Annotated in this window: 22 protein-coding genes and 1 pseudogene; 9 read left to right on the top strand and 14 right to left on the bottom strand. The window is 64.6% G+C overall.

Annotated features, from left to right (window positions below):
- The first annotated feature begins 376 nt into the window (after positions 1–376).
- Genes M3A49_RS27145 through M3A49_RS27135 form a run of 3 tightly spaced genes read left to right on the top strand, consistent with a single transcriptional unit; the run spans position 377 to position 4,610 of the window.
- A complete protein-coding gene (locus tag M3A49_RS27145) occupies positions 377–1,834 on the top strand; it encodes an amino acid permease (protein ID WP_416339022.1) in 1,458 nt (485 codons plus the stop codon).
- 44 nt (positions 1,835–1,878) lie between these two features.
- Positions 1,879–2,886 (top strand): AAA family ATPase, encoded by a 1,008-nt coding sequence (locus M3A49_RS27140; RefSeq protein ID WP_416339019.1) that lies wholly within the window; start codon positions 1,879–1,881, stop codon positions 2,884–2,886.
- Positions 2,883–4,610 (top strand): cobaltochelatase CobT-related protein, encoded by a 1,728-nt coding sequence (locus tag M3A49_RS27135; protein ID WP_266231789.1) that lies wholly within the window; start codon positions 2,883–2,885, stop codon positions 4,608–4,610. The genes M3A49_RS27140 and M3A49_RS27135 overlap by 4 nt, the downstream gene beginning before the upstream one ends.
- A gap of 60 nt (positions 4,611–4,670) precedes the next feature.
- On the opposite strand, the gene M3A49_RS27130 is transcribed toward M3A49_RS27135, so the two are convergent.
- The 5 genes from M3A49_RS27130 to M3A49_RS27110 all read right to left on the bottom strand — a co-directional run bounded on the left by M3A49_RS27130 (position 4,671) and on the right by M3A49_RS27110 (position 10,760).
- Entirely contained in the window at positions 4,671–5,432 is a 762-nt protein-coding gene (locus M3A49_RS27130) for a sulfite exporter TauE/SafE family protein (protein ID WP_266231788.1), read from the bottom strand.
- On the bottom strand, positions 5,429–6,469 hold the full coding sequence (pta, locus tag M3A49_RS27125; protein WP_266231787.1) for a phosphate acetyltransferase: 1,041 nt from the start codon (positions 6,467–6,469) through the stop codon (positions 5,429–5,431). The genes M3A49_RS27130 and pta overlap by 4 nt, the downstream gene beginning before the upstream one ends.
- A gap of 166 nt (positions 6,470–6,635) precedes the next feature.
- Positions 6,636–8,447: a sulfoacetaldehyde acetyltransferase gene (gene xsc / locus M3A49_RS27120; RefSeq protein ID WP_266231786.1), complete on the bottom strand. Its 1,812-nt coding sequence runs from the start codon at positions 8,445–8,447 to the stop codon at positions 6,636–6,638.
- Between the two features lie 182 nt (positions 8,448–8,629).
- On the bottom strand, positions 8,630–9,034 hold the full coding sequence (locus M3A49_RS27115; protein WP_266231785.1) for a nuclear transport factor 2 family protein: 405 nt from the start codon (positions 9,032–9,034) through the stop codon (positions 8,630–8,632).
- Between the two features lie 151 nt (positions 9,035–9,185).
- Positions 9,186–10,760, bottom strand: coding sequence for a PLP-dependent aminotransferase family protein (locus tag M3A49_RS27110; protein WP_266231784.1), 1,575 nt, complete (start codon positions 10,758–10,760; stop codon positions 9,186–9,188).
- Between the two features lie 541 nt (positions 10,761–11,301).
- Here M3A49_RS27110 and M3A49_RS27105 point away from each other — a divergent pair.
- Genes M3A49_RS27105 through M3A49_RS27095 form a run of 3 tightly spaced genes read left to right on the top strand, consistent with a single transcriptional unit; the run spans position 11,302 to position 13,971 of the window.
- Positions 11,302–12,153, top strand: coding sequence for an ABC transporter permease (locus tag M3A49_RS27105; RefSeq protein ID WP_266231783.1), 852 nt, complete (start codon positions 11,302–11,304; stop codon positions 12,151–12,153).
- 24 nt (positions 12,154–12,177) lie between these two features.
- Positions 12,178–13,197: an ABC transporter substrate-binding protein gene (locus M3A49_RS27100; protein ID WP_266231782.1), complete on the top strand. Its 1,020-nt coding sequence runs from the start codon at positions 12,178–12,180 to the stop codon at positions 13,195–13,197.
- Positions 13,198–13,233: 36 nt separating this feature from the next.
- Positions 13,234–13,971 carry an ABC transporter ATP-binding protein gene (locus M3A49_RS27095; RefSeq protein ID WP_254357899.1) on the top strand — a complete coding sequence of 246 codons (738 nt, stop codon included), beginning with the start codon at positions 13,234–13,236 and terminating at the stop codon, positions 13,969–13,971.
- A gap of 8 nt (positions 13,972–13,979) precedes the next feature.
- On the opposite strand, the gene mdtD is transcribed toward M3A49_RS27095, so the two are convergent.
- Positions 13,980–15,383, bottom strand: coding sequence for a multidrug transporter subunit MdtD (gene mdtD / locus M3A49_RS27090; protein ID WP_416339018.1), 1,404 nt, complete (start codon positions 15,381–15,383; stop codon positions 13,980–13,982).
- A gap of 147 nt (positions 15,384–15,530) precedes the next feature.
- Here mdtD and M3A49_RS27085 point away from each other — a divergent pair, with 147 nt between their 5' ends.
- Positions 15,531–16,391: a LysR family transcriptional regulator gene (locus M3A49_RS27085; protein WP_266231781.1), complete on the top strand. Its 861-nt coding sequence runs from the start codon at positions 15,531–15,533 to the stop codon at positions 16,389–16,391.
- 48 nt (positions 16,392–16,439) lie between these two features.
- Positions 16,440–17,036: pseudogene (gene ligK, locus M3A49_RS27080) on the top strand (4-carboxy-4-hydroxy-2-oxoadipate aldolase/oxaloacetate decarboxylase); the annotation flags it as partial.
- Positions 17,037–17,190: 154 nt separating this feature from the next.
- Here the strand turns inward: ligK and catA are convergent.
- Genes catA through M3A49_RS27045 form a run of 7 tightly spaced genes read right to left on the bottom strand, consistent with a single transcriptional unit; the run spans position 17,191 to position 22,866 of the window.
- Positions 17,191–18,093 (bottom strand): catechol 1,2-dioxygenase, encoded by a 903-nt coding sequence (gene catA, locus M3A49_RS27075; protein WP_266231779.1) that lies wholly within the window; start codon positions 18,091–18,093, stop codon positions 17,191–17,193.
- Positions 18,094–18,132: 39 nt separating this feature from the next.
- A complete protein-coding gene (locus tag M3A49_RS27070; protein WP_266231778.1) occupies positions 18,133–19,197 on the bottom strand; it encodes an NADH:ubiquinone reductase (Na(+)-transporting) subunit F in 1,065 nt (354 codons plus the stop codon).
- A gap of 17 nt (positions 19,198–19,214) precedes the next feature.
- A complete protein-coding gene (locus tag M3A49_RS27065) occupies positions 19,215–19,577 on the bottom strand; it encodes a phenol hydroxylase subunit P4 (RefSeq protein ID WP_266231777.1) in 363 nt (120 codons plus the stop codon).
- Between the two features lie 38 nt (positions 19,578–19,615).
- On the bottom strand, positions 19,616–21,223 hold the full coding sequence (locus M3A49_RS27060) for an aromatic/alkene/methane monooxygenase hydroxylase/oxygenase subunit alpha (protein WP_266231776.1): 1,608 nt from the start codon (positions 21,221–21,223) through the stop codon (positions 19,616–19,618).
- Positions 21,224–21,247: 24 nt separating this feature from the next.
- Positions 21,248–21,520 carry an MmoB/DmpM family protein gene (locus tag M3A49_RS27055; RefSeq protein WP_028208985.1) on the bottom strand — a complete coding sequence of 91 codons (273 nt, stop codon included), beginning with the start codon at positions 21,518–21,520 and terminating at the stop codon, positions 21,248–21,250.
- Positions 21,513–22,550, bottom strand: coding sequence for an aromatic/alkene monooxygenase hydroxylase subunit beta (locus M3A49_RS27050; protein WP_266231775.1), 1,038 nt, complete (start codon positions 22,548–22,550; stop codon positions 21,513–21,515). The genes M3A49_RS27055 and M3A49_RS27050 overlap by 8 nt, the downstream gene beginning before the upstream one ends.
- A 40-nt stretch (positions 22,551–22,590) precedes the next feature.
- Entirely contained in the window at positions 22,591–22,866 is a 276-nt protein-coding gene (locus M3A49_RS27045) for a phenol hydroxylase subunit (RefSeq protein WP_266231774.1), read from the bottom strand.
- A gap of 373 nt (positions 22,867–23,239) precedes the next feature.
- On the opposite strand from M3A49_RS27045, the gene M3A49_RS27040 reads away from it, so the two are divergent.
- On the top strand, positions 23,240–25,081 hold the full coding sequence (locus M3A49_RS27040; protein WP_266231773.1) for a sigma-54-dependent Fis family transcriptional regulator: 1,842 nt from the start codon (positions 23,240–23,242) through the stop codon (positions 25,079–25,081).
- Positions 25,082–25,282: 201 nt separating this feature from the next.
- Here the strand turns inward: M3A49_RS27040 and M3A49_RS27035 are convergent, their stop codons facing one another.
- Positions 25,283–26,839, bottom strand: a complete 1,557-nt coding sequence (locus tag M3A49_RS27035; protein ID WP_266231772.1) for a methyl-accepting chemotaxis protein — start codon at positions 26,837–26,839, stop codon at positions 25,283–25,285.
- Between the last annotated feature and the right edge of the window lie 37 nt (positions 26,840–26,876).

Raw genomic sequence — 26,876 nt, 5'->3', positions numbered from 1 at the left:
ATGAGTTCTGGCGAATGCTCAGGCGTGCCACCCGGTTTCCCTTGCAGACCCAACCGCAGCGCGCGTAGCGAGCAGCGGGATGCATGACTGCCTTGTCACTCACTTTGGTGGTGCGAGGTGACAGACGCTCCGGAGCCATTCACCATTAATGGTGCGAGGTGAACCGTGGCAGGCGCTGGCGGTTTGAGCGGCTTTCTTTGCCTCCTTTCTTTGCCGCTGCAAAGAAAGGAGGTGCCGCCCCGCACAGGGGCAACACTGGCATACCGACGCGAACACAGGAAAACCCAAAAAACCCAAAAAACCACAAAAAAAGCGCCACCCAAAAGGCGCCTCGAGAATCGAACCCAAAATCTGTGGAGGTGACATGCAACCCCCGATGGACAACCAGGAACTGAAATGTGGCCTAAAGCAGCGCCACATGACAATGATCGCGCTAGGCGGCGTGATCGGCGCCGGTCTTTTTGTCGGCAGCGGCGTCGTGATCCAGCAGACCGGCCCAGCCGCCGTGCTCTCATTCCTCATCACCGGCGGCCTCGTCGTGCTGGTGATGCGCATGCTCGGCGAAATGGCGTGCGCCATGCCCGCAGTCGGTTCGTTCTACGAATATGCGCGTCTAGCATTCGCCACCTGGCGCGGACCGGGCAAGCTGGCAGGCTTCCTCACCGGCTGGATGTACTGGTACTTCTGGGTGATCGTGGTCGCCGTCGAGGCGGTGGCGGGCGCCAAGCTCGTCCAGTTCTGGCTACCGGACGCGCCCGCCTGGCTCATCAGCCTCGTATTGCTCGTGCTCCTGAGCGCGACGAACCTGATCTCGGTGGGCAGCTACGGCGAATTCGAGTTCTGGTTCTCCTCGATCAAGGTGGCGGCGATCATCGTTTTCCTCTTTCTCGGCGGCCTCTATGTCCTTGGATTGTGGCCGTCGTCGCTACATACGACCGCCGTATTGCCGACGCTGCTCGGCCATGGCGGCCTCATGCCGAAGGGCATCGGGCCGGTGTTGAGCGGCGCCGTCGCGGCAACGGGCTTTTACTTCGGCGCGGAGATCGTCACGATCGCGGCGGCCGAGGCGCGCGAGCCCGCCAAGGCCGTCGCGAAAGCCACGAACTCCGTCATCACGCGCGTGCTCGTGTTCTACGTCGGTTCCGTACTGCTCGTGGTCGCGCTCGTGCCGTGGAATTCGCCGGCCATGTCGACGCCCTATGTGAGCGCGCTCCAGGTGATGGGCTTGCCCGCCGCCGCGAACATCATGAACGCGATCGTGCTGACCGCCGTGCTCTCGGCGCTCAACTCGGGACTCTATGCGGCCTCGCGCATGCTGTTCGCGCTGACCCGCCACGGCGACGCACCGGCGGCGCTCGCGAAAGTCAACCGCCGCGGCGTACCGGTGCGCGCGATCCTGCTTGGCACTGTGTTCGGCTATGTGTCGGTCGTGATGTCGTACGTGTCGCCGGATACGGTGTTCGCGTTCCTCGTCAACTCGTATGGCACGGTCGCGATCTTCGTCTATCTGCTGATCGCCCTGTCGCAACTGCGCCTGCGCAAACGCCTCGATCCGGCGGCCGTTGGCGAGCTGCGCGTGAAGATGTGGTGCTTCCCCTACCTCACGTGGGTGGCGATTGCCGGCATGGTGGGTATTCTCGTCGCGATGGCGTTCATCCCCGAGCAGCGCAAGCCGCTCTGGCTCGGCGTGGCGAGCCTCGCCGTGCTGCTCGTCACCTACGCATGGCTGCAGCGCCGCGCGCGCATCCGTGAGCGTGCCCGCGACTACGCGCCGTCCTTCGCGACGTGGCCGCCCGCCGCAACAGAGTCGGGCGCCGGCCGCTTCGGCAAATGAAGCCGCAGCCTGCATGCAGTCATGAACGCGACAAGGAGAACGCGATGACCACAGAACGCGCGATGGAGGGGCCGGACCGCATGGTGTCGGTGCACGAGCGCTTCGGCTTCGATTCGAACCTGATGGTGCCGGCCTTCAGCGAGCGCGACGCCCACGTGCCGGACGTGGATGAGGCTTATCGCTTCAACCCCGAAGTCACGCTCGCGATACTCGCCGGCTTTACGCGCAACCGGCGAGTGATGGTGCAGGGGCTGCACGGCACGGGCAAGTCCACGCATATCGAACAGGTCGCCGCGCGCCTGAGCTGGCCCTGCGTGCGCGTGAATCTCGACGGCCATATCAGCCGGCTCGATCTCGTCGGCAAGGACGCCATCGTCGTGCGCGACGGCCGCCAGGTCACGGAGTTTCAGGAGGGCATCGTGCCTTGGGCGCTGCAGCGTCCGGTCGCGCTGATCTTCGACGAATACGATGCAGGCCGCCCCGATGTGATGTTCGTGATCCAGCGCATCCTCGAGCGCGACGGCAGCTTCACGCTGCTCGACCAGAATCGCGTGATCCGCCCGCACGCCCACTTCCGCCTGTTCGCGACCACCAATACGATCGGCCTCGGCAATCTCAACGGCCTGTATCACGGCACGCAGATGCTGAACCACGCGCAAATGGACCGCTGGAACGTGGTCGCCACGCTCAACTACCTGCCGCGCGAGGAGGAGGCCGGCATCGTGCTCGCCCGTGTGCCGGAGATGACCGACGACGCGGGCCGGCAACTCGTCGACTCGATGATCAGCATGGCGGCTATGACGCGCAAAGGGTTCGCGACCGGCGATCTTTCCACGCTGATGTCGCCGCGCACCGTCATCGACTGGGCCGAGAACTGCCAGATTTTTCACGACCCCGCGCTGGCGTTCCGGCTCACGTTCCTGAACAAGTGCGACGAGGCCGAGCGGCCAATCGTCGCCGAGTATTACCAGCGCTGCTTTGGCGTCGAGCTGGACGCAGCGGCCACCGCGAAGGGCGGCGAGGGCGGCGAACCGCGGGAGCCGCGCGCGTGAGCGCCACGCCTACGCCCGAGGCCGTGCGCACCGCGCTGCGGCGCGAGTCACTATGCGCGGCCGCCGTGCGCGCGCTCACCGGCGACGCCGCGCTGCATTATCGCGGCGGCCGGCTTTGCCGCGAGTCGCGGCCCCTGCCGCTGCATGCGCCGCATTTGCGCAGCAATGTCTACGAGGACGAGTTCGCCTCGTTGCGTGGCGCCGCCGACGCGGCCGCGCAGCGGCTGCTCCATTCCGACGCGGCGTTGCACCGCCTGCTGTCTCCCGACGCCCCGATCGAGCGCCTGCTGTTCGAGCTGTTCGAGCAGGTGCGCTGCGAGGCGCGATTGCCGCCCGGCATGCCGGGCCTCGCGCACAACCTGCGGCACCGGTTCGAAACGTGGTCGCGCGCCTGGTGCCGGGCGGGCTTGAGCGAAGGCCATCTCGGCATCCTGCTCTATACGGTGGCGCAGATCGTCTGGTCGCGCGTGAGCGGCTGGCCCGTGCTCGACGAGACCGAGGATCTGATCGAAGCGACACGCGCCGGCATCGTGCCTGCGATCGGCGTGCAGCTTGCGGGGCTGCGCGCGACTCGCGCAGATCAACGCGCCTACGCGGTGCATGCCCGCGAGCTGGCGCGCCGCGTCGCGACGATGCTCGACGACGCGCGCGCGGCGCGGGCAGGGGACGACGCCGAGGAAGCGCGCGCAGCCGACGACGCATTGACGTCGTTCTCGCTGTGGGTCGACTTCGACGAAACGAGTGTCGAGCTGCCCGCGCTCGCCCCGACCGGCGTGAGCCGCGTGCTGGCCGAGGCGGCGAATGGCTATCGCGCATACACGACGCAGTACGACCGCGAGATCCGGCCCGCTGAGCGCGTGCGCGAAGCGCTGCTGCGCGAGTATCGGGAGCGGCTCGACGAGCGCATCGCCGCGTGCGGCATCAACGTTGCGCGGCTCGCGCGCACGCTGCAGATGGCGATTGCGGTGCCGCAGCGCGACGGCTGGCTCTTCGGCGAGGAGGACGGCCGGATCGACGGCCGACGCCTCGCGCAGGTCGTCAGCTCGCCCGCCGAGCGGCGCGTGTTCAGGCGCGAGCGATTCGAGCCGCGCAGCGATTGCGTGGTGGGCTTCCTGATCGATTGCTCGGGGTCCATGAAGGCGCATATCGAGCCCGTTGCCATGATGGTCGATCTGCTCGCGCGCGCATGCGAGCAGGCGGGCATCGCGACCGAAGTGCTCGGCTTCACGACGCTCGCCTGGAACGGCGGCCGTGCACGTGCGGACTGGCTCGGGGGCGGGCGACCGCCCCACCCGGGGCGCCTGAACGAGACCTGCCACATGGTGTTCAAGTCCGCCGACGAGAGCTGGCGGCGCGCCCGCCCGGCCATCGCCGCGCTTCTGAAGGCGGACCTGTTTCGCGAGGGCGTGGACGGGGAGGCCGTGGAATGGGCGTGCGCGCGGCTCGCGAGCCGCGCCGAGGCGCGGCGCATTCTCGTTGCGATCTCGGACGGCAGCCCGATGGACACGGCCACGGCGCAGACGAACGACGCCTTCTATCTCGACAACCACCTGAAGGAGGTGGTGGCGCGTCACGAGGCGATGCGTGACGTCGATGTGATCGGGCTCGGTGTCGGGCTGGACCTCAGTCCGTACTACCGGCATTGCGTCGCGCTCGACTCCGGCGAGGCGCTCGATATGGCGCGGCTGATCGGTCTCGCGCAATGGATCGGGGCGCCGCGTTAGCGCAATGGGCGCGGCCTGCGCGCAGTCATCGATTCCTGCGCGGGCAATCCCCGGCTCACATCAAACCATCAGCGCCTTCACCGCACACAGCACGAGCGAAGCGCCGATGATCATCAGCACGCCGAACGCCAGCCTGCGCATCGCGAGGGAAGAAAGCGGCGGCGGGTAGTGGCGCGCCGCGAGCGTCATCAGCATCACGACCGGCGCGGCGAGCGCAGCCTCGATGCAGATCGAAGTGGGAAGCTCGCCCTCCCAGGCGCTGAACAGCACGCGCGTGAGCGACGTCACCGTGAAAAGCAGGATCAGCGCGCAGCGAATCTCGATCAGCTTGAGCGGCTGGCGATAGAACTGGAAGATGAGCGGCGGCCCGGACACGCCGAACATGCCGCTCAGGAGGCCGCCGCACACGCCGCTCACGAAAAAGCTGCGGTCGCCCGAGCGTTGCGCGAGCGGCGTAGGCCGCAGCGCGGCGCCCAGGCCACCATACAGCACGACGGCGCCAAGCAGCAATTGCAGCATGCCGGAAGCCGAGGCGCTCAGATAGTCGAGCACCAGGACACCCACCACGACCGAGGGCAGCACACCGAGCGTCGCGGCGCCCACGGCCCGCCAGTCGATATGGTGGAGCTTGCCGGGCAGTGCCGCCGCGCTGTTAGCGAGCGTGACGAGACTTAGCAGGGTGGCGATGCTTGCGAGCGGCGCGAGGCTGAAGCCGCTCGTGGCGCCCATGACGATCATGCTGAGGCCGAAGCCTGTGATCGTCTGAAAATAACTGGCCGCGCCGATCACGGCGATCAGCACCAGGACCTTCTCATGCGTCATGCTGCGTGGGGTTCCTTCGAGTGAGTGACGTCGCGCTGGCGGGCCGTCTGCGCCTGGACCGCCGTCGTAGCGATCACGTAATAGATATCCTCGGGGCAGCAGCCTCGCGAGAGGTCGTTGGCGGGCCGGTTCAGACCCTGCATCAGCGGGCCGATGGCCTTCGCGCCGCCGAGACGCTCCGCGAGCTTGTAGCCGATATTGCCCGCATCGAGATTCGGGAACACCAGCACGTTCGCGTGGCCACCGCACTGCGAATGCTCGATCTTGCGCTCGGCGATCTCGGCCACGAGCGCCGCGTCGAGCTGCACGTCGCCGTCCACGCAGAGGGCGGGGCGCTGCTCCTGCACGCGCCGTGTCGCCTCGATCACCTTATCCACGCTCGCATGGTGGGCGCTGCCGCTCGTCGAGAACGACAGCATCGCGACGCGCGGTTCTTCCATCAGCAGGCTGCGCGCGCTGTCGGCGGCGGCCATGGCGATCTCGGCGAGCTGCGCGGCGTCGGGGTCCACCACGAGCGCGCAGTCGGAGAAGATCAGGCCGCCTTTATAGCGATGAAACGGCTCGCACAGCATCATCAGGAAGAAGCTCGACACAAGCTTGAACGACGGCTCGACGCCGATCAGCTGGATGGCCGTGCGCACCACATCGGCGCTCGTGTGAACCGCGCCCGCCACCGACCCGTCCGCGTGGCCGAGACGCACCATCAGGTTGGCAAAGACGAGCGGCTTCGCGGCCTCCTCCCACGCGAGCGCGGGCGTCATGCCTTTAGCGCCGCGAAGCGCGACCAGTTGGTCGGCGAAGGCCGCGCGCCATGCGCTCTTTTGCGGGTCGATCAGCGTGATCTCGCCGAGATCGACCGACTCGCGCGCGGCGGCCGCGCGAATCGCGCCCGGGTCGCCCAGGAGCATGATGCGCGCGATGCCCTCCTGGTGCGCTCGCGCCGCGGCGGCGAGCACGCGTGGGTCATCGGCTTCGCACAGCACGATGCGCATGGGCGCGAGGCGGGCGCTTTCCACGATACGGTTCAGGGCTTTCATGGTGTCATGGGCTCATGGACGCACAAACGGAAGGACTCACGCCAGCAGCTGGCGTGTCCAGACGAAAACCGGCCACAAGCGGGTGCCCCGCCTGCGGCCGGCGATCGGACGCAGCCCGCGCGCACCTGCCTGCAACATACGGCGCGCGCGGGCTGCGGCTGGCCCTTCAGACGAAGTCCTTGTACTTGTCGAGCAGGCGCACGGGCTTCGAGAGCGCGTCGCGGCGGAACGGATCGCCCAGCTCGCGCGTGCACATGATCTCGACGATGGTCGTCTTGCCCTGGTTCATCTGCAGATCGATGGCGCGCTTGAGCGCCGGACCCACGTCCTCGAGCTTGTCCACCACGATGCCTTCCGCGCCCATCGCCTTCGCGATCCCGGCGAAACTCGGGCTTTCCAGCTCGCCCGCCACGAAGCGGCGATCATAGAAGTCCACCTGGTTCTTCTTCTCGGCGCCCCACTGACGGTTATGGAACACGACGGCCGTCACCGGAATGTTGTGGCGCACGCAGGTGAGCGTTTCCATGAGGCTCATGCCCCAGGCGCCGTCGCCCGCATAAGAGATCGCGGGGCGGTGGGGCGCGGCCACCTTCGCGCCCATGATGGTCGGGAACGCATAGCCGCAGTTTCCCCAGCTCATCGCGGCGAAGAAGCTGCGCGGCTTGTTAAAGCGCAGATAGCTGTTCGCGACGGAGTTGATGTTGCCGATGTCGGTCGACACCATGACGTCCTCGGGCATCGCCTTCTCGAGTTCGCGCAGCACCTGGCGCGGATGCAGATACTCGCCGCCGGTGGGCGTGCGCTCGTGCTTCTGCTCTTCGATCATGTCGAGGCTGTAGGCGTCGCGCTCGTGCGTCCACGAGTCGAGTTCTTTTTCCCACGCGGCCTTTTCGGTGGCGATCTGGTCGGCGCGCTCGCCGCGCGAGGCGTCGCTCGCGAGGGTGCGGTTCGCGAGGCGCTCGGTCAGCGCCTGCGCCGAAGCCTTCGCGTCGCCGCAAATGCCTACTGAGATCTTCTTCACGAGCCCGAGCATCTTGTGATCGGCATCGATCTGGATGATCTTCGCGTCTTTTGGCCAGTAGTCCATACCATGCTGCGGCAGCGTGCCGAACGGTCCGAGGCGCGAGCCCAGCGCAATCACGACGTCCGCGCGCGAGATCAGCTTCATCGCGGCCTTCGATCCCTGATAGCCGAGCGGGCCGCACCAGAGCGGATGATTCGCCGGGAACGAATCGTTGTGCAGGTAGCTGTTCACGACGGGCGCGCCGAGGCGTTCGGCGAGCGCCTTGCACTCTTCGATCGCGTCGCCCATCACGACGCCGCCGCCGGAAATGATGACGGGGAACTTCGCGGCCGCGATCAGATCCGCCGCTTCGTTCAGGCTTTCGGCGCCGCCGGGGCCGCGGTCGAGCCGGCGCGGCTGCGCAATCTCGGCCTTGATCTTGCCGTAGAAGTAGTCGCGCGGAATGTTGAGCTGGGTCGGGCCCATTTCGGACATGGCGCGGTCGAAGCAGCGCGCGGTGTACTCGGCCATGCGCGCGGGGTTCGTCACGTGGCCCTGGTACTTCGTGAATTCCTGGAACATCGGCAGCTGATTCGCTTCCTGGAAGCCGCCGAGACCGATGCCCATCGTGCCGGCTTCGGGCGTGACGATCACGACCGGGCTATGGGCCCAGTAAGCCGCCGCGATGGCCGTCACGCAGTTGCTGATGCCGGGACCGTTCTGGCCGATCACGACGCCGTGGCGGCCCGATACGCGCGAGTAGCCGTCGGCCATGTGCCCCGCGCCCTGCTCGTGAACGACGGGAATGAGGCGAATGCCGGCGGGCGCGAAGATGTCCATCGCATCCATGAACGCGGAGCCCATGATGCCGAACATGTCGGTCACGCCGTTGGCCGCGAGGGTTTCGACAAAGGCCTCGGACGGGGTCATGTCCTGCGGGCCGCTGGCCGTCTGGGTGGGGGTCTTTTCGCTCATCAACTGTCTCCGGTTATCGTTTGACGGAACGCCGTGTTTTGAATGCTATTCGGCACCCAATGAGGGTCAAGGGATTCCGTCCTTGATGGGTGAATCTGAAATGGAATGGAACGTTTCGTTTCAAAACACTGGGCGACCGATGCGCCGGTGCGCCGGTGCGCCGCTGCGCCGCTGCACGCGGGTCAGGCGGCCTGCTTCGGGCGCTCCTTGCGGAACGCGCGCTTCACGGCGATCAGGCCGTCGCGGAATTCGAAGAGATCGCAGCCTTCGGCTTCGATCCGCCAGCCTTCGGCATGCGTGCCGCTGAACACCCATTCGGATAGGCCGCGTTCGCCCGCGACGTAGTGGCGGCCGTCGCCCCAATGGGCGTCGGGGAACGTGCGAAAGACCGCTTCGAAAGCGGCGCGCACTGCCTCAAGCCCGACGAAGCGGGTGCCATACACCTCCGGGCCGCCGGCCGCGTCGAACACGCAGTCTTCGGTCATGAACCCCATCAGCGCGTCGGCGTCATGGCGGTTGAAGGCGTCGGAAAAGGCGGCGAGCGTGTCGGCCGTGACGGCGGGTTGGGCGCTGAGCGTGTCTGCCATACGTGTCTCCAGTGGAAAAGCCGGCGCCGGCCGGCGCGCGAGGACTCGCGCGCGGCACGGTATATCGACACGTTAGGGTTTGCCTCTCGATGGCGGTAGCACCAGTGCGGAGCTTTCGCCTGGGCCAGCGCCCGGAGACTTCCTGAGAAGCTCAGGCGGGCCGCTGCTTGCGCACGACCTCGGCGAGCGCGCGCACGCCGGGCTCGATTTTCTCGAGCTTGATGGCGGAGAAGCCCATGCGGAACCATGGACTGTGTTCAGCGTCGTCGGCAAAGAAGACGCCGCCGGGCTCGATCAGAATGCCGGCTTCGCGCGCATCGTCTGCCAGGCGCGCGGAGTCCAGCCACGCCGGCCCCTGGACCCAGCACGACGCACCACCGCCGATCGGTACGTACTGCACCTCGGGCAGATGGGTGTCGAGCGCCGCCATCAACGCGCGGGCGCGCTCCTTGTAAGCATGCGCGAGCCGGCGCAGGAGCGCGTCGTGGTGTCCGAGCGCGAGGAACGTCGCGAACGCGCGCTGGATATAGGCCACCGGGTGCCGGACCATCAGGCGGCGCAGCGAACGCAACTCGCGCACGAGCTCTTGCGGGCCGACCACGTAACCGAGACGCAGGCCGGGGGCGAACGTCTTCGAAAGGCTGCCCACGTAGATCACGCGATCGGCCGTGTCGAGGCTCTTCAAGGCCGGATGCGGCGTGCCGGAGAAGGTGTTTTCGCTTTCGTAGTCGTCTTCGATGATGACGAAGTCGTGCTGCTGGGCGAGTTCCAGCAGCGCCTGGCGGCGCGCGATGGGCATGGTCGCCGTGGTCGGGCACTGATGGCTCGGCGTGACGAACACGTAATCGCAGCGGGCGAGCGAGTCGCGCAGGCGCACCGGGTCGATCCCTTCGCCGTCGATCGGCAATTCGAGCAGCTGCGCGTTGCGATTCACGAAAATATTGCGTGCATCGGGATATCCCGGATTCTCGAAGCCGACGGTCGTGTTCTTGCCGCACAGCAGGTCGGCGACGAGATAGAGCGCCTGCTGGCAGCCATTCGTGATGATGATCTCCTCGGGCATGGCGAACACGCCGCGCCGCGGCAGCACACGCGTGCGGATCTGCTGGATCAGCGACTCGTCATCGCGCTCGATCAGGTCGGGCGCCCAGTTGCGGATCTCCATGATCGAGAGCGCTTTCAGGCAGCACTCGCGCCAGTCATTGGTCGGAAAGAGCGATTGATCGAACTGCCCGTAGATGAAGGGATATGCGTAGTTCTGCCAATTGGCGGGTTTGACGATGTTGCGCTGGGCGGAGGGCGGGCGCACGATGCGCGCATTCCACGCGGGCGGGGCGGGCAACCGGGCGCCATGGGGCTTGACGACGTCGGGCTGCTGAACCCGTTGCTGCACGCGCTGCTGGACCCGCTGTTGGACCCGCTGCTGGACCGTTACGCCGTGCAGGCCCTCCAGCATCTCGGGGTTGACGAAGTGCCCGCTGCGTTCGCGCGAGACCAGATAGCCTTCCTCCACGAGCATCTGGTAGGCGAGCACGACGGTATTGCGCGCCACGCCGAGCTGCTCGGCCAGCTCGCGGCTCGAAGGCAAGGCGGAGTCCGGCGGCAGCTGCCCGTCGAGGATGGAGGCCACCAGCATCTCGCGGATCTGGTGCTGCAGACTTGTCTTCGACTCCGGCGACCGTCGGAATTGCTGTGCCCAAAGGGCGGACGGGGTACGGGTCGGCATGCTGGCTCCTGTGATCGATGGCGGCGGTGAGAGGACGTTTGGGCGGCCGGTTATCGGCTGAATCGGCCAGTCAATCAACACACGATATTCAACACTGGCCGTCCGAGTCGATTAGGTAAATTTCGGAGCGACGGTTCGCGACGAAACGGTCAGCACGCCGCTTTCGGCAAGCCACTCGACGCACGCGCGCACGCCAGGCCCTTGCTGCGGCGCAGCGCGACCGGCTGGCGGGCCTTGGGGCTGCGAGCGCGCGGGGGGCAAATAATCGGAAGAAATCGGCTGGACGGGGCCTGCTGCGCTTCGGGAAAGCGGGAGACAGCGGTCATCCGCGACTGGCCCCATCGGAACTTCCCGCCTGGTACTACCCGCCGCTTTATTGATTGAGAATGCTTGACTAAACGGGCGAGTTCGCGAGTGCGAAATAAATGAAGACGAAATCTGCCTTGTAGCCGCTGACTATACTTGAATTGAGACGGAACCCGAACCGGACGCGGAGCTTCGCGCTGGTGTGCGCATTGTTTTTCAACTTGAGGAGAAGGCGGTGAGAGCCCTACCCAGACTAAAGATGATGAAGCATCACGCGGACTCGTCGACCGAGCCGGTCATCAAGATCCGCCGCGGCCACGGGAAACTGAATTCGTACTGGCTGACCACGGCCGTGCTCGTGATATGCGTCGCGCTCTGGCAGGCGGTATCGATGGCGGGCATCTTCCCGGCGTTCGCGCTGCCCTCGCCGGCGGCGGTGTGGCAGGCCTTCGTCGAAATCGTCCACAACGGCTACGGCGGCCAATCGCTCGTCAGCGACGTCCTGATTAGTTGCTTTCGCATCGTTATTGGTTTTGTGGGCGCGATTGCGATCGGCGTACCGATCGGGCTGCTGATGTCACGCAACAAGATCGTGTTCGACATCATCGATCCGCTGCTGCAGTTCGTCCGGCCGGTTCCGCCGCTTGCCTATATTCCGCTGCTGGTGGTGTGGTTCGGCATCGGCGAATTGCCCAAAGCCATTCTGATTCTGGTCGGCACCATTCCTGTGATCATCATCGGCACGATGTCGGGCGTGAAAAGCACACCGCCGCTGCGCATCGAGGTTGCCCGCACGCTCGGCGCGACCAACGCGCAAATCTTCCGCAAGGTCGTGCTGCCCTCGGCAATGCCGGAGATCTTCACCGCAATGCGCGTGGGTATCGGCGTGGCGTGGACCTGTCTGGTTGCCGCGGAACTGATCGCGGCGAGCAGCGGCCTTGGCTGGCTCGTCCAGTTCGCCGGACAGGCCTTGCAGGTTGCCATCGTGATCGTCGGCATCGTGATCATCGGCTTGATCGGATATGGAATGGAACTGGCGATTCGCAAGATCGAAAATATCGTCGTACCGTGGCGCGGACATAACTGATCGGGTGACTGGAGGAGACGAAAAATGAAAAAGATGCAATGGGTCTATGGCATGAGCGCGGCTGTGCTGGCGAGCAGTTGTCTGGTTCCCGGCGCGGTGCATTCGCAGAGCAAGCCCGAGGTGATCATCGGCTACGAGGACAACGGCGCCGATCCGTACATGGTGTCGATGGCCGAGCATATGTTCGAAAAGCAGATGAACGCGGACGTCCAGTACAAGCTCTTCAGTTCGGGTCCGGCGGCAATGAGTGCATTGGCATCGAACAGTCTCACGTTCATGTGCGGCCTGGGCGTTCCGCCGCTCGTCACCGCTATCGCACAGGGCTTGCCGATGACCATCGTGTACAACCAGGAGCGCTACACGAATGCGGCCGGCATCGTGGTCAAGCCGGATAGCGGCATCCACGACGTCGCGGGGCTGCAAGGCAAGAAGATCGCGATCGTCGCCGGCTCGCAGGCCTCGTTCGAACTGGCGACCTTCCTTGCGGCTGCGCACGTGCCGTATGCGTCCGTCACGCAGATCAATATGGCGCCGCCGCAGATGCGCACCTCGTGGGTGACCGGTGCGATCGATGCGGCGATCGTCTGGGATCCGGTATTCAGCGCGCTGCGTACGGCCGGCGGCAAGGCGATCAAGACGGACGGCGATCTGCCGCGCGAAGCCTCGAGCTACAACGTCTGTATCGCCAACTCAGAGTGGGCGAAGGCGCATCCTGACCTGGTCCGCGGTTTCGTCGCCGCGCTCGACCAGGGCTATCAGGTGACGATGAAGGATCGCGACAAGGCGCTCGCCGAGATGGCGAAGGCCACGGGCGTGACAGTGCCGGTGGCGACGAGCGAACTCGCCGGTTACGAGCTGTTTTCCGGCGCCGACCAGACCACGCCGAAAGTCATGGGCCTCGACGCAGGCGTCAAAACCTCCGCCACGTACCTGACTCTGGTGAACACGGCCAAGGTGCTCAACTCGATAGGCCGCATTCCGAGTGTGCCGGCGAGTTTCGACAACAACGTCGCGCCGCAGTACTCGAAGCATCTGGCGCATTGATCCATTGACTGTCTGACTGTCGAGCAGGAGACGAACTTGAACATCGTCATCGATTCTCTGTACAAGACATTCGGCGCCACATCGGCACTGGAAAACATCAACCTGCAGTTCCGGGGCGGCGAATTCATCACCGTGCTCGGCGCCTCGGGCTGTGGAAAGACGACCTTGCTGCATTTGCTCGCCGGCTTGACGTCGCCCACCAAGGGCAACATCTATGTCGATGGCGAGATCAAGGACCAGCCTGGGGCCGACCGTGTCGTCGTGTTCCAGCAGGCCGGCTTGTTTCCGTGGCTCAGTGTGGAACAAAACATCGAGTTCGGGCCGTCACTGCATTCGGTGCCCAAGGCGCAACGGCGCAAGGAGTCGGCGGACATTCTGCGCATCATCGGTCTGGAGTCTTTCGCCCACCATAAGCCCTATGAGCTATCGGGCGGCATGCAGCAGCGCGTGGCAATTGCGCGGGCGCTCGTGATGAAGCCGAAGGTGCTGCTGATGGACGAGCCCTTCGGTGCGCTGGACGCGCAGACGCGCAGTTCCATGCAGACGTTCTTGACCGCGCTGTGGGAGCAGCTCCACTGCACGGTGGTCTTCATCACCCATGACATCGACGAAGCGATCTTTCTCGGTACGCGCCTTGTCGTGCTTTCAGCGCGGCCGGGGCGGGTGGCACTCGACGTACCCATCGAACTGGAAAGGCCGCGCACGCCACAGGTCGCATTCGAATCACACTTCCTGGATCTGAAGAAACGTGCGATGGGGATTCTTGCGCACTGATCGCGCGCTCAGCGGCGAACGGCCGTTGACGCCATCGCCGAAGGCGAAGCGGCGACGCGCGTCTGCGTGTCGATGCGGCGGAAGACCAGGGCGGAGATCAGCGTGATCGCGCCCACGCCCGCGAAGCTCATGCGAAAGCCGGGCGCCACCGATCCCCACTGTGCCTCGCCAAGGCTCACGAGCGCGCCGCCAATGGTGACGCCGAGTCCCATCGCGAGCATTTGCACCATGGAAAAGAGGCTGTTGCCGCTGCCGGCGTCTTCGTGGGAGAGGTCCTTGAGCGTGACGCTGTTCATCGCGGCGAACTGCATCGAGTTGGCCGCGCCGAAGATGGCCAGCACGGCAATCTCCACGGCGATGGGCGTGCCGCGCGAGATCAGTGCGAACGCAACGATCGATGCGCCCACGATCAGCGTGTTGACCAGCAGGAATGTCTCGTAGCCGTAACGGCGGATCAGCGGCGCAATCCAGCGTTTGGCGACCGTACCCGCGAGCGCGGCGGGCAGCATCATGAGGCCCGAGCGCAGCGGCGAGTAACCAAGCTCGAGTTGCATGAGCAGCGGCACGAGAAACGGCACGGCGCTCGAGCCGATGCGGCAGACGAGATTACCGATCAGGCCGACGCTGAAATTCGGCTCGCCGAACAAGCGGAGCTTGAAGAGCGGATCGCGGCGGCCGCGCGCATACGCCACGTAAGCGAATGCGGCCGCGATGCCGAGCGCGAAGAGCCCGGCAGACCACGCGGCGCGATGCGTCTGGACCGGTGTGTCGAAGGCCAGTGAAAACGCAATCATGCACAGCGATACGAGTGCGCAGCCGGCGAGATCGAACCGAGGCGCCGCAGTGCTCGACGCGTTCGGCAGATAGCGGTGGACCGCGAACAGGCCGGCGAGGCCGATCGGCACGTTGATCAGGAAGATCCAGTGCCATGAAATGGCCTGCACGAACCAGCCGCCGAGCGTCGGGCCGACGATCGGTCCCACCTGGCCCGCCACCGAAATGAGCGCGAGCGCCGAGACGTACTGCTCGCCGCTCACCGCACGCAGCACCGCGAGCCGGCCGATCGGCATCAGCATCGAACCACCGATCCCCTGCAGCACGCGCGCGACCACCAGCTGCTCGAGCGTGTGCGCACTCGCGCAGCACAGCGAGCCGAGCACGAAGATCAGAATCGCGACGAAATAGACGCGGCGCGTGCCGAAGCGGTCGGCAAGCCAACCCGAAGCGGGCGTGAGCATGGCCATGGTCAGCGTGTACGCGACGATGACCGGCTGCATCACGAGCGGTCGCACGCCAAGGCTGCGCGCAATCGAGGGGAGCGCGGTGTTGACGATCGTCGTGTCGAGCGTCTGCATGAAAAAGCCGGCGGCGACGATCCATAGCAGCGCCGTGTGGCTCGAATTCTTGTTCATCTGGAACTTCTCGGCGCGCCGCGTCAGGGGCGGGTACGGCTTTGCGGCGCAATCACCATCAATGCCGTCATGATATTGTTACCATGGCTCATCGGGAACCCCAGTAGAGACTTTGACTGTCATCGGCATTACCGATAACCATCCGCCATGCTCAACCCCATCTGGCTCAGGACCTTCGAAGCGGTCGCGCGCTGCCACAGCTTCACCGAAGCGGCGCGCCAGCTCGGACTCACGCAGTCGAGCGTGAGCGATCACGTGCGCCGGCTCGAAGAAGCGATCGGGCGCCGCCTGTTTATCCGCGACACGCATTCGCTCGCCATCACGTCCGATGGGGAGGCGATGCTGGCACATGCCGGCAGCATCCTGCAGGCAATCAACCGCGCCGAGTCGCAGTTCCGTGCGCCGCGCCTGCGCGGGCGGGTGCGGCTCGGCTGTTCCGACGACGTTGCGCTCGGCCCGCTGCCCGCCGTGCTGACGGCGTTTCGCAACGCGCATCCCGACGTGGAGCTGGAGATCACCATCGGCATGACCGGCCGGCTCTACGAGCTGCTGGATTCCGGCGCCATCGACCTGATGGTGGGCAAGCGGCGATTGGGAGACAAACGCGGCACGGTGCTCTTCACCGGACGGCTCGAGTGGCTCGCGCGCGCGGGCACGACGATGGATCTCGCGCATCCGCTGCCGCTCATTCTTGTGGCCGAGCCGAGCGTGACGCGGGCCGTGGTGCTCGACGCGCTTGCGCAGACTGACTTCCGCTGGCAACTGGTGTGCACGAGCAGCAGCCATTCGGGCTGCGTGGCGGCGGCGCGCGCCGGACTCGGCGTCACCGTACGGCCCCAATATCTTGCGGCACGCGGACTGGCGCCGCCCGTGAACGTCGCGAGCCTTCCGGCGCTGCCCAATGTCGAATTCATCGCGCTCGCGGGAAAGCGGCTTTCCCGCCCGGCGCAAACGCTGCTGCAACTCATGCACGACAGCGACTTGCGCGGCTCGTGGATCGGTGAATGATCGCGAGTCGGGAACGCCGGGAAAGCGGCGCGGCGCGCGGATCAGGTGTTGCCGGATTCGAACGCGACGCGCGCGGACAGCCGTCTTGCCGACTCGCTCGGAGCATTCGGCAGCGCCACCGTGCACGAAGCAATGGGCCGCACCGGCTTGCTCAAGCCTTATATGCGGCCGATTTATGCCGGCGCGAACGCATCGGGAACGGCCGTCACGGTGCTTTTGCACCCCGGCGACAACTGGATGCCCCATGTGGCCGCCGAACAGATTCAGCCCGGTGACATCGTCGTGGCCGCGCTGACCGCCGATTGCATGGACGGCTACTTTGGCGATCTGCTCGCCACCAGTTTCAAGGCGCGTGGTGCGCGGGGGCTGGTTATCGATGCTGGCGTGCGCGACGTCACCGTACTCTCCGACATGCGCTTCCCGGTGTGGAGCAGGGCGATCTCGTCGAAAGGCACGATCAAGGCGACGCTCGGTTCGGTCAACATGCCGGTGGTTTGCGCGGGCGCGCTAGTCACGCCCGGCGATGTCGTCGTGGCGGATCACGACGGCGTGGTCGTGGTGCCGCAGGCCATGGCGGCGCAAACGCTGGAAAGCGCGTGCAAGCGCGAGGCGAACGAAGAACTGGGCCGGAACAGGCGGCCCAGCTAATGCCAACTGTGCGAGCGCGCCGCGCTTCAGAACACCTGCCTGATGCCGAGGTTGACAGCGGTGGTCGTCCCAGCCGGCGCGAATGATCTTCATCACCTTTCCCCCTGAAGTGCGACGGCCGCCCGCCTGGGCTGTATGACGCATGCGCCGGTTATGCGGCGGCGCGCAAGCGCTCGATTTCGGTACTCGGCGCCGCTTCCCGCTCGCGGCTGAGCCTGAAGTCGAAGTCGATCAGCGCGAATTCGCCTTCGATGCCGAATGGCTTGCCTTCGCCAGTGCCGTGGCGCTCGACTGCGGGCACGAGTCCCTCACGCGTGGCGAATGCGAAGTCGTCCCACAGGTGCGGCTCGCCGTCGATGTTGATCTGCGTGGTCAGCTTGCGATGGTCGGGTGCAGAAACGAAGAAGTGGATGTGCGCTGGGCGATGGCCGTGACGCCCGAGTTGGTCGAGCAACTGCTGCGTCTTGCCGGCGGGGGGCACGCTGTACCCTACCGGCACGATGCTGCGGAAGCTGTAGCGGCCGTCGGCGTCGGTGCGGATCGACGCGCGCAGATGAAACGACGGCTGCGACTGATCGAAGTACGAGTAGTTGCCGAGATGGTTCGCGTGCCAGACTTCCACGAGCGCGCCCGCGACGGGCTGGCCGTTTTCGCCGAGCACGCGCCCGCGCATAAGGAGCGTTTCGCCGGGGCACGAACCGTTGTCGAGCCGGGCGTACCCGGTGGATTCCGGCGCGCCCGCCACGTAGAGCGGACCTTCGATCGTGCGCGGCGTGCCGCCTTCCAGCCCCAGCTTCAACTCGGCCTCGTCGAGCCGTACGTCCAGGAAGTGTTCGAAGCCGAGGCCTGCCGCAATGAGGCCCAATTCCGGCCCGGCTTCGGCGAGGTAGTTGAGGGCGCCCCAGAACTCGCTGGGTGAGACGTCGAAGTCCTCGATCGTGTAGAACAAGTCGCGCACGATGCGATCGACGATGGCTTTCGTGCGCGGGTTCGCTGCGCCGGCGGTGGGTTCGCTCATGCTGGCGAGCAGCGTGTCGATGGCCTGGTAGTTCATGATGGCGTCTCCTTGAATATGGTTGCCGGGAAGGTGTGCTCAAATGGACTTGAAGAGCGGGCTGCGCGCCGCGCCTTGGGCACCGTCTGCATGCGTGAGGAACTTCTCCGTGTAGATGTCGCGCTCGAACAGCTGGCCTTGCATGAGCGTGCGGATGGCGGACTCGATCATGACGGGCGGCCCGCAGAGGTACGCCTTGTGGCCGCGGAAGTCGCCGGCGAAGTGCTCGCGTGCGGCGTCGTGAACATAGCCGCGGAAGCCTTCCCAGCCCGAATCTGCGGGCTCGTCGGAAAGCGCGGGCACGTAGGTGAAGTTCGCATGACGCTGGGCCAGCGCCGTGAAGGCCTCGTGGTAGTAGAGTTCACTGCGGCTGCGCGCGCCGTAGAGCAGGGTAATCGGGCGCGTGTCGCCTTGCGCGAGCAGATCGAGCACCATCGAACGCGGACTCGAGAGCCCCGAGCCGCCCGCGATCAGGATGATCGGTTGCGGGTCCGATGCGCGCACGAAAAAGCGGCCGAACGGGCCGGAGAAGCGCAGCGTGTCGCCCACGCCCAGTTGCTCGTGCAGCCATGTCGTGCCCTTGCCGCCCGGCACGAGACGCACGTTGAGTTCGATACGCGCCGCACTGCCAGGCTCGCCCGCGAGAGAGAACGCGCGCGGCGTGCTCTCGCCCGGTATCTGCACGTTCACGTACTGGCCGGCCTGGAACGCGATGCCTTCGCCGTCCAGTTCGACGAAAATGCCCTTGATGGTCGGAGTCAGATCGACGACCTCGGCCACGCGCCCTGCATGGTCGCGCACCGCAAAATGGCGCGCGTCCGGGTCTTCGTCGATATCGGCTTCGATCGTCACGTCCGACTGCACGCGTGCGCAGCAGGCGAGACACTTTCCCTCGTCACGCTCGAAATCCATCAGCGCAAAGGGCGATGCCTCGCCGTGCTCGATCTCGCCGTCCACCACCTGCACCTTGCACGTCGCGCACAGGCCGTGGCAGCACGCATGCGGCAGCCACACGCCCGCGCGCAGGCACGCGTCCAGCAGCGTCTGTTCCTCTTCGATCTCGATCGTCTGGCCGACCGGTTCGATGGTCAATTGATAGCTCATGATGCTTGCCTCCCGTTCTAGCTGTGCGAGCCGCCGATGCCGGTGAGGCCCGGCGTGCGCAGGCGCAGCAACGCCTTGTGGCCCAGACCGTTGTCGGCGAGGCTCGCGTCGAAGTCGGGCGTGAAGCGCTCGCGCGAGCGGAACCACTCGACGCTTTCGATCTGCACCGAAGGCCAGTCGGGGTGCATGCCGTACATCGCCGGGATCACCTCGCGGGCAAGCGCGCCGAACGTCATGCCGGGCGCGACGGCGAGACAATGCGGCGCGCAGAACATGAGGTGATCCTCCCAACCCACGTACAGCAACTGGTTGCCGTGGAAGTTCTCCACGCGGTCGCGCATCGGCCCTGCGTAGCCTTCGTTCAATGCGACTACTGCCATGATGTGTCTCCTTGAATGGATGTCTGGGGCTTCGAGCGTCAGGCGGCGCGGCGCTCGGGCTGGTCTTCCGGTGCGGCATCGCCGGCGGTTTCGCCGCCATATGCCGGCTTGCCGGTCCAGCGCCGCCAGTTCGAGCAATCGGGCGAGTCCTCGAATTCGTGGCCGTCCGCGCCCGCTTCGATGTGGTAGTAGCGCAGCACCTCGCGCATGGGATCGAAGCCCGGCGCGGTGGGATCGACATCGGATTCGAAGCAGTTGCCCTGATAGATCTGATGCACGGGCAGCCACGACTGCACGTATTTTTCGGGTTCGTTGTCGAAGATGTCCTTGCAGCCGTCGGAGCAGAAGTGGAACTTGTTGCCGAGATAATCGCTTTCGCGATAGCAGGTTTTCGTGGGGTCGTCGGGCTCGGTGAACGCCATCGGGATCTGGCACACCTGGCACAGCATGGGCAGCGAGTTGTTGTAGAAGCGCTTGCCTTCCTGCTGCTGGCGCCGCCAGTATTCGTAGCGCGGGCGGTAGAGCTTGTCGAAGGTCGCGGGATACTTCTGCGCGAGCCAGTCCATTTCGCCGTCGGTGGGAATCCACGTGTGCATGGCCGCGGCGTGCGTGTAGTTGTAGAAGATGCCCCATGCTTCGTGCGAGAGACGGTCCTTCTCCTTCGTCGCCACGTCGTGATACTTCGGCAGGCGAATGCCGTAACGCTCCAGGTCGTGGAAGAGCGCGCCGCCGTTCTGCTCGAAATAGGTTTCCCACGCCTCCTGCCACGACATGATGCGCTTGGGCAGCATGTAGTCCATCATCATCGCGACGAGCGTGAGGAGCCGGTAGCCACGCCAGAACCATTTGTCGATCCACTTCTGGATGATCGGCACGTTGCCAGGGTCCTGCTCGAGCAGGAACTTCACGACTTCGAGGCCCAGCGTCATGTGGCGCGATTCGTCCGATTGCGCCGAAAAGCCGAACGTAACCGTCGCCATGTCGCCGTTGAACGCCGCCCCCGACATGAACGGCATGAAGAGCAGGTTGGTGAGCACATATTCAAAAGAGAATGAAATAGCGGTAACGAATTCGAACGGCCCGGCGCTCATGGCGTCTTCGAAATACGACTTGGGCACGGACAGATACCAGACGCGGTCGTGCATGTGCCTGAAGTCGTGAAAGCCGTTGAAGAACTTGTTGTACTGGCTGATCGTATGGACCTGGGTCTGGGCGTGGCGCAGTTCGTCGATGGCCTGCATCTGGCAGGCGATGCGCGCACCCGCGCCGCGGAAGTTGCGGCCCGCGAGCGCGAAGCCGCGATGCGCCGCGTATTCGAGCGGGCTCACGCCTGTGAGAAAGAGCTTGAGCGCGTTGATATAGCGCGGGTCGGTCACGTTGAACTGGCCGTTGTTCTGCTGGAAGGCGTCGATGATCGCGTAGAGCTTGCGTTCCTTTTCGCCCTGATATTTCCAGTAGGCGTCCATCGTGAGACGGAATGGGTCTTCCCAGCGGTCCCAGTCGTGGACCTTGATGCCCTCGAAGCGGTCGTATGGGAAGATCGTGTCCATGGGCTGGTACGTGCTTTCCCACGCAAGGCCGCGCGTGAGCATTGCATAGTTATCCTTAATGCTGAGTTTTTTCGGCGTACTCGTGGGCGTGCTCATTGTCAGTCTCCTGTTAGTTTTCGCTCAGGCGTTCCACGCCAGAATGAATTCGTCGTCGGTTTCGTCGATGTTGCCGGAAAGCGAGATCAGGTTCAGCTGCAGTTCGCGCAGATCGAACGGGCGGCCAATGCGCGCTTCAATCGATTCACGCTTGATGACGAGGCGGCCTTGGGCGTCGATCTTGACCATGGCCGGCAGGGCATTGACGACGGCATGCGGGTTGTCTTCGGCGATGGCTTCCACGATGGGCCGCGAATCGTCGTTGGTCTGGAAGGCGATGAAGACGGTGTCAGCCATGACGGGCCTCCGTGCGCTCGCCTGCTGCGGCAATCGCGATGCCGAGCTTCGTGATGCGTGCAGTAAATGCCGTGTCGATATCGGCGAGCGCAGCGGCGGCATCCTCGTTGCCGAGTGCCTCGACCGCAAGCGGCTGCAAGGCTTCGAGCGTTCGACCGCGCCACATTTCGATCCAGCACGAGAGCAGGGCGGCGTTTTCCGGCGACTCGGCTGCCGCGGTCTTCAGCGTGGCATCCACCCAACGGCTCGTTTCATCGAACCAGCCGATCGCGAATTCGTTGAGCATGCCGAGGCCCGCGCTGGATTGCGCGCAGAGCCGCGCGTCGATGTGGCGATACACGAGGGGGTAAAGCAGTCCGTCGAGCACGGCATTTTGCGCCGTGAAGGTTTCGAACCAGTCCTGCACGACCATGAGGTCCTCCACGAGGTGGCGCAGCGGTTGCCACAACGGTGCGCCGAGCCACGCGGCCTTGCCTGCCACGAGCGAGGTGCCGAGATTGCCGTCGAGCAGCAGGCCGACGCGTGAGAGATACTGGGCGAGTCCGAGCCGGTCCATGCAGTGGTACATGGTGGCCTGCGTGATGGCCGTGCCCCAGCCATACGCGGTGACGAAGCAGTTGTTCGTGTTCGCGGCCCACTCCACGTGACGCAGCGGCACCATCAGCGAGGCGATGCGTTCTTTCTGTTCATCGGACAAGCCCGAGAGCAGCGCACGCCGCGTGACGAACTCGATGTTCTTCTCCATCGTCTCCTGCTGGCGCGAACGTGTGATCGTATAGGCGCCGTAGTAGTACTGGCGCGGGTCCTTGAACGCGTACCAGTCGTTCATGCGGATGGCGGTGCGCGCCTTGTCGTACAGCTCGTATTGCGGCTGCCACAGCGGGCGATAGTGAAAGTTGACCTCGGGCTGCAGGTCGAACGTAGCTTCCTGGTAGCGCGACGCGGGTTTGTCGGCGCCGAGGCGCCGCGCAATATGCGAGAAGGTCTGCCGTACGGGCTGGACCGCCGAAGTCTTGATATCGATTTGCATCTCGTGCTCCTCCGTGTAATGGGTTGAGTGGCGCTGCCGGTTATTCGGCGAGACCTGGCTGGCCGTAGCGCCACTTGAGTTCTTCGGCGTCCAGCGCGGCGGCTTCTAGCGCGGAGAGCCGCACGGCGTCGTGTATATCGCAGAACGCGCGATAGTCCGGCTCGCGCATCACGAGCTCCACGCAGATGCGCGGGTCGCCAATCGAAAAGTCGAACTCGACGAAGCCGTCCTCGCGCAGTGCCTTCATGCGCACGTAGCGCCGCTCGACGTCGAACGGCCGATCGAGCGACGGTGCGCGTGCTTGCGATTTGCTCATTGCCTCCTCCTTTTTCGCTTACGCGGCTGCTTGATGTTTTCGTGCAATGCCCCGCGTTGTGCTCTCTATATGCAATGAGCAGGCCAGGGCGCGATTCGCGACACGCACGGGGCGGCGCTCGAGCGTTGAAAAGTCTTTTGCGTCCGGCGTTTGGCGCCAGTGCTGCGTTTCGTGGCGCATCGAGGCGTGCCTGGCGCGACACGCCGCCCTTTCGATCAAATGATCGAAAGCGTGCTGCCGGGCGCGAAATCGCTTCATCAAACGAGCATCGGGGATTACCCGCAGGGTTTGACGGCGCAAACAAATCGGCCTTGCGCGGCCATGCGGCTTCCCCTATCGTGGGGCCGTCCATCGATGGAGGGAGCGGGACAGCATGGGTACGCAGCACAAGGCAGAGCAGGGCACCGAGCAGATGAAACTCGTCACGCCCAAGGGCGCGCGCGTAGACAGCCTGCGCTACCCCGACATCGCCGACCTCATGTCACGCTTGCGATTCGCGCCGGGCAACGGTCGCATCTGGCTCGACGATCAACGCATGGTGCTGCTGCACGCGCAATCGCTCGGCACGCTGCGGCGCGAGCTGATCGACAGCCTTGGTATCGACGCGGCGCGCGGGCTGCTCACGCGCATGGGCTACAACTCGGGCGCGCGCGACGCGGAACTGGTGGGCAAGGTGCGGCCCGGGAACGACGTGAGCGAGATGTTCGCCGTGGGACCGCAGCTGCATATGCTCGAAGGGCTCACCGAAGTCGAGCCGGTTCGGCTCGAGATCGATGTCGAGAAAGGTCACTACTACGGCGAATTTCTCTGGAAGGGCTGCGCCGAGGACGAAGAGCACGTGCGCATTTACGGCATCGGCGCAGAGCCCGTCTGCTGGACTCAGATCGGCTACGCCAGCGGTTATACGAGCGTGTTCATGGGACGCCCCATCCTCTACCGCGAAGTCGAGTGCCGCGCGCTGGGCCAGGCGTATTGCCGCATCATCGGCAAGCCGATCGAGGAGTGGGGCGAGGAAGCCGCCAACGACCTGCGCTTCCTGAAGGCGCAGTCTTTTACGCAAGGCCTGGCGGCGAGCGACGACCGTACGGATCCGGTGAGCGGACATGGCGCGTACGACCCACGCGAAGCGCCCGCGGCGCCTACGGCATTCGGCGACGTCAACATGGTCGGCGCTTCGCCGGGCTTCAACGCTGTTTGCCATATGATCCGCCGCGTGGCGACCACGCGCGCCACCGTACTCTTTCTCGGCGAGAGCGGTGTGGGCAAGGAAGTGTTCGCGCGCACACTGCATCGCATCAGCAAGCGCAGCGAGGGCGCGTTCGTCGCCGTCAACTGCGCGGCCATTCCCGAATCGCTGGTGGAATCCGAACTTTTCGGCGTCGAGAAAGGCGGCTTCACGGACGCCACCCAAAGCCGCCCGGGCCGCTTCGAGCGCGCACATGGCGGCACGCTCTTTCTCGACGAAATCGGCATCCTTACGATGACGGCGCAAGGCAAGCTGCTGCGCGCGCTGCAGGAAGGCGAGATCGAGCGCGTGGGAGACACGCAAACGCGCCGCGTGGACGTGCGCGTCGTCGCGGCAACGAACCTCGACCTGCGCGATGAAGTGCGTGCGGGGCGCTTTCGCGAAGACCTTTATTTCCGGCTCAACGTGTTCCCCATACGCGTGCCTTCGCTGCGCGAGCGCAAGGAGGATTTGCCGGTGCTGCTCAATCACTTCCTGCGCAAATATCGCGAGCGACACGATCGCAATATCACGGGCTTCACGAGCCGCGCGATCGACGCAATCCTCAGTTACAACTGGCCCGGCAACATCCGCGAGCTCGAGAACATTGTCGAGCGCGGTGTGATACTTGCGGGCGACGACGCGCCGATCGACGTGGGGCATCTCTTCATCAGCGGGGAAACGTTCGACCTTTCAGTGTTCGGCGTGGACGAGCATGGCAGCCTGTTGCCGTCCGACAAGCTCAACGCGCTCGCGGGTGCCGGCGCGGGTTCGGGCGACGACGCCGAACGCATAACGCGCAAGGTCACGAGTCTGTTGATGGGCACCGAAACCGACGGCGCGCCGCTCTCGCTCGACGACATCGAATCGGCGTTGCTCAAGAGCGCGGTACGCCAGGCGTCGGGGAATCTTTCTGCGGCGGCGCGCAATCTCGGTATCACGCGCGCGCAGCTTGTTTATCGGCTTAAAAGCCGGGGATTGCGCGTTTGATGTGGCGGAGCTGCGTGTGTGGGGGTGCGTCGCAGTGCACGCCATCTTTTATTTTACATAATCTTAATTATCGCAGTTTTATATGTTACGGCTTTTTTGAAATGTCGTGTTCTGGCTATTTACAAATGTCGCGTTTTACCGTGGCTGGCGAGCGGCAACACCGCGGGGCTCGTGAACGATACCGTCTGAGTGACCGGAGAGTCACGACGTACCCGATGCAATCTTGAATTCCGAAACGACATCGTCGAGCAGCGCTGCCTGCTCCTTGAGCGATTGCGCTGCGGCTGCAGCCTGCTCGACAAGTGCTGCATTTTGCTGAGTTGTTGTGTCCATTTGCACGACCGCGCCACTCACCTGCTCGATGTCGTGGCTCTGTTCCTGCGTGGCCCGGTGCAACTCAGCCATCAAGCCGCTTACCGCTGTGACTGACGACACAACCTCGGTCATGATCGTGCCCGCCCTTTGCGCGAGCAGCGAACCTTCGTCGATCTTTCCGACGGTAGCGTCAATCAACTGCTTGATCTCCTTTGCCGCCTGGGCACTTCGCTGAGCGAGACTTCGGACTTCACTCGCGACGACTGCAAAACCTCGCCCGAGTTCTCCAGCCCGTGCCGCCTCGACGGCGGCATTCAGCGCCAGAATGTTGGTCTGGAAGGCGATGCTTTCAATCAGGCCCACGATTTCGGCGACCTTGCTGGAATGCACCGATATGCCTTGCATCGTCCGGACGACTTCGTGAACCACCTCGCCGCCGGCAGATGCTGTTTGTGAAGCCACCAATGCCTGTCGGCTCACGGTATTGGCTGTCTCCGCGTTTTTCTTGACGGCCCGCGTCAACTGCGCCATGTTCGCGGCAGCAAGTTCAAGCGAAGCTGCCTGTTGCTCGGTTCGCCGGGAAAGATCTGCGCTGCCAGAGGCAATCTCCTGTGCGCCGACGTTGATGGTTTCCGTTCCGCCACGAACGCTACGGACAGTTCGCACCAGCGCGTCCTGCATCGTCCTGACGTCCGCCATGAGCATTCCCATCTCGTTCCGATATTCGGCGAGCACATCACCCTGAAGATTGCCTGAGGCAATGCGCGCGAGATGTGCCTTGATTTCGGCGACAGGGCGCACAACGATTCCGACGAGGATCAGCCTCGCGACTATTCCCACGGCAAGTGCGACGATCGCCGTTCCGGCAAGCACGGCGACCATCAAATGAAAGCGGGACTGCGCCTGCGCAAAACGTTCCCGTTGCAAGTCGACGACCGCGTTCTCCCGTTCCTTCATCGCGCTCTGATAAGACGCCACCGCATCCTGTGTCGCCTTCCCCTGGAGTTCCTTGAAGCGGCCGAAATCCATTTGGCCGAGCGCGTCAGCCGCCGGCAGGATTGCCTTGTCGAGGACCGACCGCCGCCGCCCTGTCAGCTGCCTCGCCGCCTCGGAGTCCGTGCCCGATTGCAGCGAAAGATACTTCGAGAATTCTAGTTCGGAATCCTTTAAATCCTGTCGCGCACCCGAAAGCAACGCCGGTTCCGGATCGCCCAGACCATACAACGAAAGGTAGCTGTCGAGCGAAACGCGTGCACGCTGAAGCAAGGCGTCACTGGTCTTCAGCGCGACCAGCGAACTGGTATCAACTTCATACATGGCTCGCAGCGCGTCGTTGTTCAGCTTCAGCGCCAGAATGCCCGCAGAACTCGTCAAGGCCAGGATGACGACAAACACCGAAATTACGCAGGTCAGCCCGCTTTTGATACTGAACCCCTTGAGCATATTTCCCCCCGATTCATGATGTGTCAAATAGACCTCT

The organism is Paraburkholderia sp. CNPSo 3076, assembly GCF_026343935.1.
GTDB classification, from domain to species: Bacteria; Pseudomonadota; Gammaproteobacteria; order Burkholderiales; family Burkholderiaceae; genus Paraburkholderia; species Paraburkholderia nodosa.
This window is presented reverse-complemented; position numbering and strand designations above follow the sequence as displayed.

What these genes read in the sequence shown, in the direction of transcription:
- M3A49_RS27050 (WP_266231775.1), bottom strand. Translation starts at nt 22,550, where the DNA reads ATGCAAATCGATATCAAGACTTCGGCGGTCCAGCCCGTACGGCAGACC.
- M3A49_RS27045 (WP_266231774.1), bottom strand. Translation starts at nt 22,866, where the DNA reads ATGAGCAAATCGCAAGCACGCGCACCGTCGCTCGATCGGCCGTTCGAC.
- M3A49_RS27110 (WP_266231784.1), bottom strand. Translation starts at nt 10,760, where the DNA reads ATGCCGACCCGTACCCCGTCCGCCCTTTGGGCACAGCAATTCCGACGG.
- M3A49_RS27070 (WP_266231778.1), bottom strand. Translation starts at nt 19,197, where the DNA reads ATGAGCTATCAATTGACCATCGAACCGGTCGGCCAGACGATCGAGATC.
- xsc (WP_266231786.1), bottom strand. Translation starts at nt 8,447, where the DNA reads ATGAGCGAAAAGACCCCCACCCAGACGGCCAGCGGCCCGCAGGACATG.
- M3A49_RS27060 (WP_266231776.1), bottom strand. Translation starts at nt 21,223, where the DNA reads ATGAGCACGCCCACGAGTACGCCGAAAAAACTCAGCATTAAGGATAAC.
- M3A49_RS27115 (WP_266231785.1), bottom strand. Translation starts at nt 9,034, where the DNA reads ATGGCAGACACGCTCAGCGCCCAACCCGCCGTCACGGCCGACACGCTC.
- M3A49_RS27035 (WP_266231772.1), bottom strand. Translation starts at nt 26,839, where the DNA reads ATGCTCAAGGGGTTCAGTATCAAAAGCGGGCTGACCTGCGTAATTTCG.
- M3A49_RS27040 (WP_266231773.1), top strand. Translation starts at nt 23,240, where the DNA reads ATGGGTACGCAGCACAAGGCAGAGCAGGGCACCGAGCAGATGAAACTC.
- pta (WP_266231787.1), bottom strand. Translation starts at nt 6,469, where the DNA reads ATGAAAGCCCTGAACCGTATCGTGGAAAGCGCCCGCCTCGCGCCCATG.
- catA (WP_266231779.1), bottom strand. Translation starts at nt 18,093, where the DNA reads ATGAACTACCAGGCCATCGACACGCTGCTCGCCAGCATGAGCGAACCC.
- M3A49_RS27085 (WP_266231781.1), top strand. Translation starts at nt 15,531, where the DNA reads ATGCTCAACCCCATCTGGCTCAGGACCTTCGAAGCGGTCGCGCGCTGC.
- M3A49_RS27145 (WP_416339022.1), top strand. Translation starts at nt 377, where the DNA reads ATGGACAACCAGGAACTGAAATGTGGCCTAAAGCAGCGCCACATGACA.
- M3A49_RS27140 (WP_416339019.1), top strand. Translation starts at nt 1,879, where the DNA reads ATGACCACAGAACGCGCGATGGAGGGGCCGGACCGCATGGTGTCGGTG.
- M3A49_RS27130 (WP_266231788.1), bottom strand. Translation starts at nt 5,432, where the DNA reads ATGACGCATGAGAAGGTCCTGGTGCTGATCGCCGTGATCGGCGCGGCC.
- M3A49_RS27055 (WP_028208985.1), bottom strand. Translation starts at nt 21,520, where the DNA reads ATGGCTGACACCGTCTTCATCGCCTTCCAGACCAACGACGATTCGCGG.
- mdtD (WP_416339018.1), bottom strand. Translation starts at nt 15,383, where the DNA reads ATGAACAAGAATTCGAGCCACACGGCGCTGCTATGGATCGTCGCCGCC.
- M3A49_RS27065 (WP_266231777.1), bottom strand. Translation starts at nt 19,577, where the DNA reads ATGGCAGTAGTCGCATTGAACGAAGGCTACGCAGGGCCGATGCGCGAC.
- M3A49_RS27100 (WP_266231782.1), top strand. Translation starts at nt 12,178, where the DNA reads ATGAAAAAGATGCAATGGGTCTATGGCATGAGCGCGGCTGTGCTGGCG.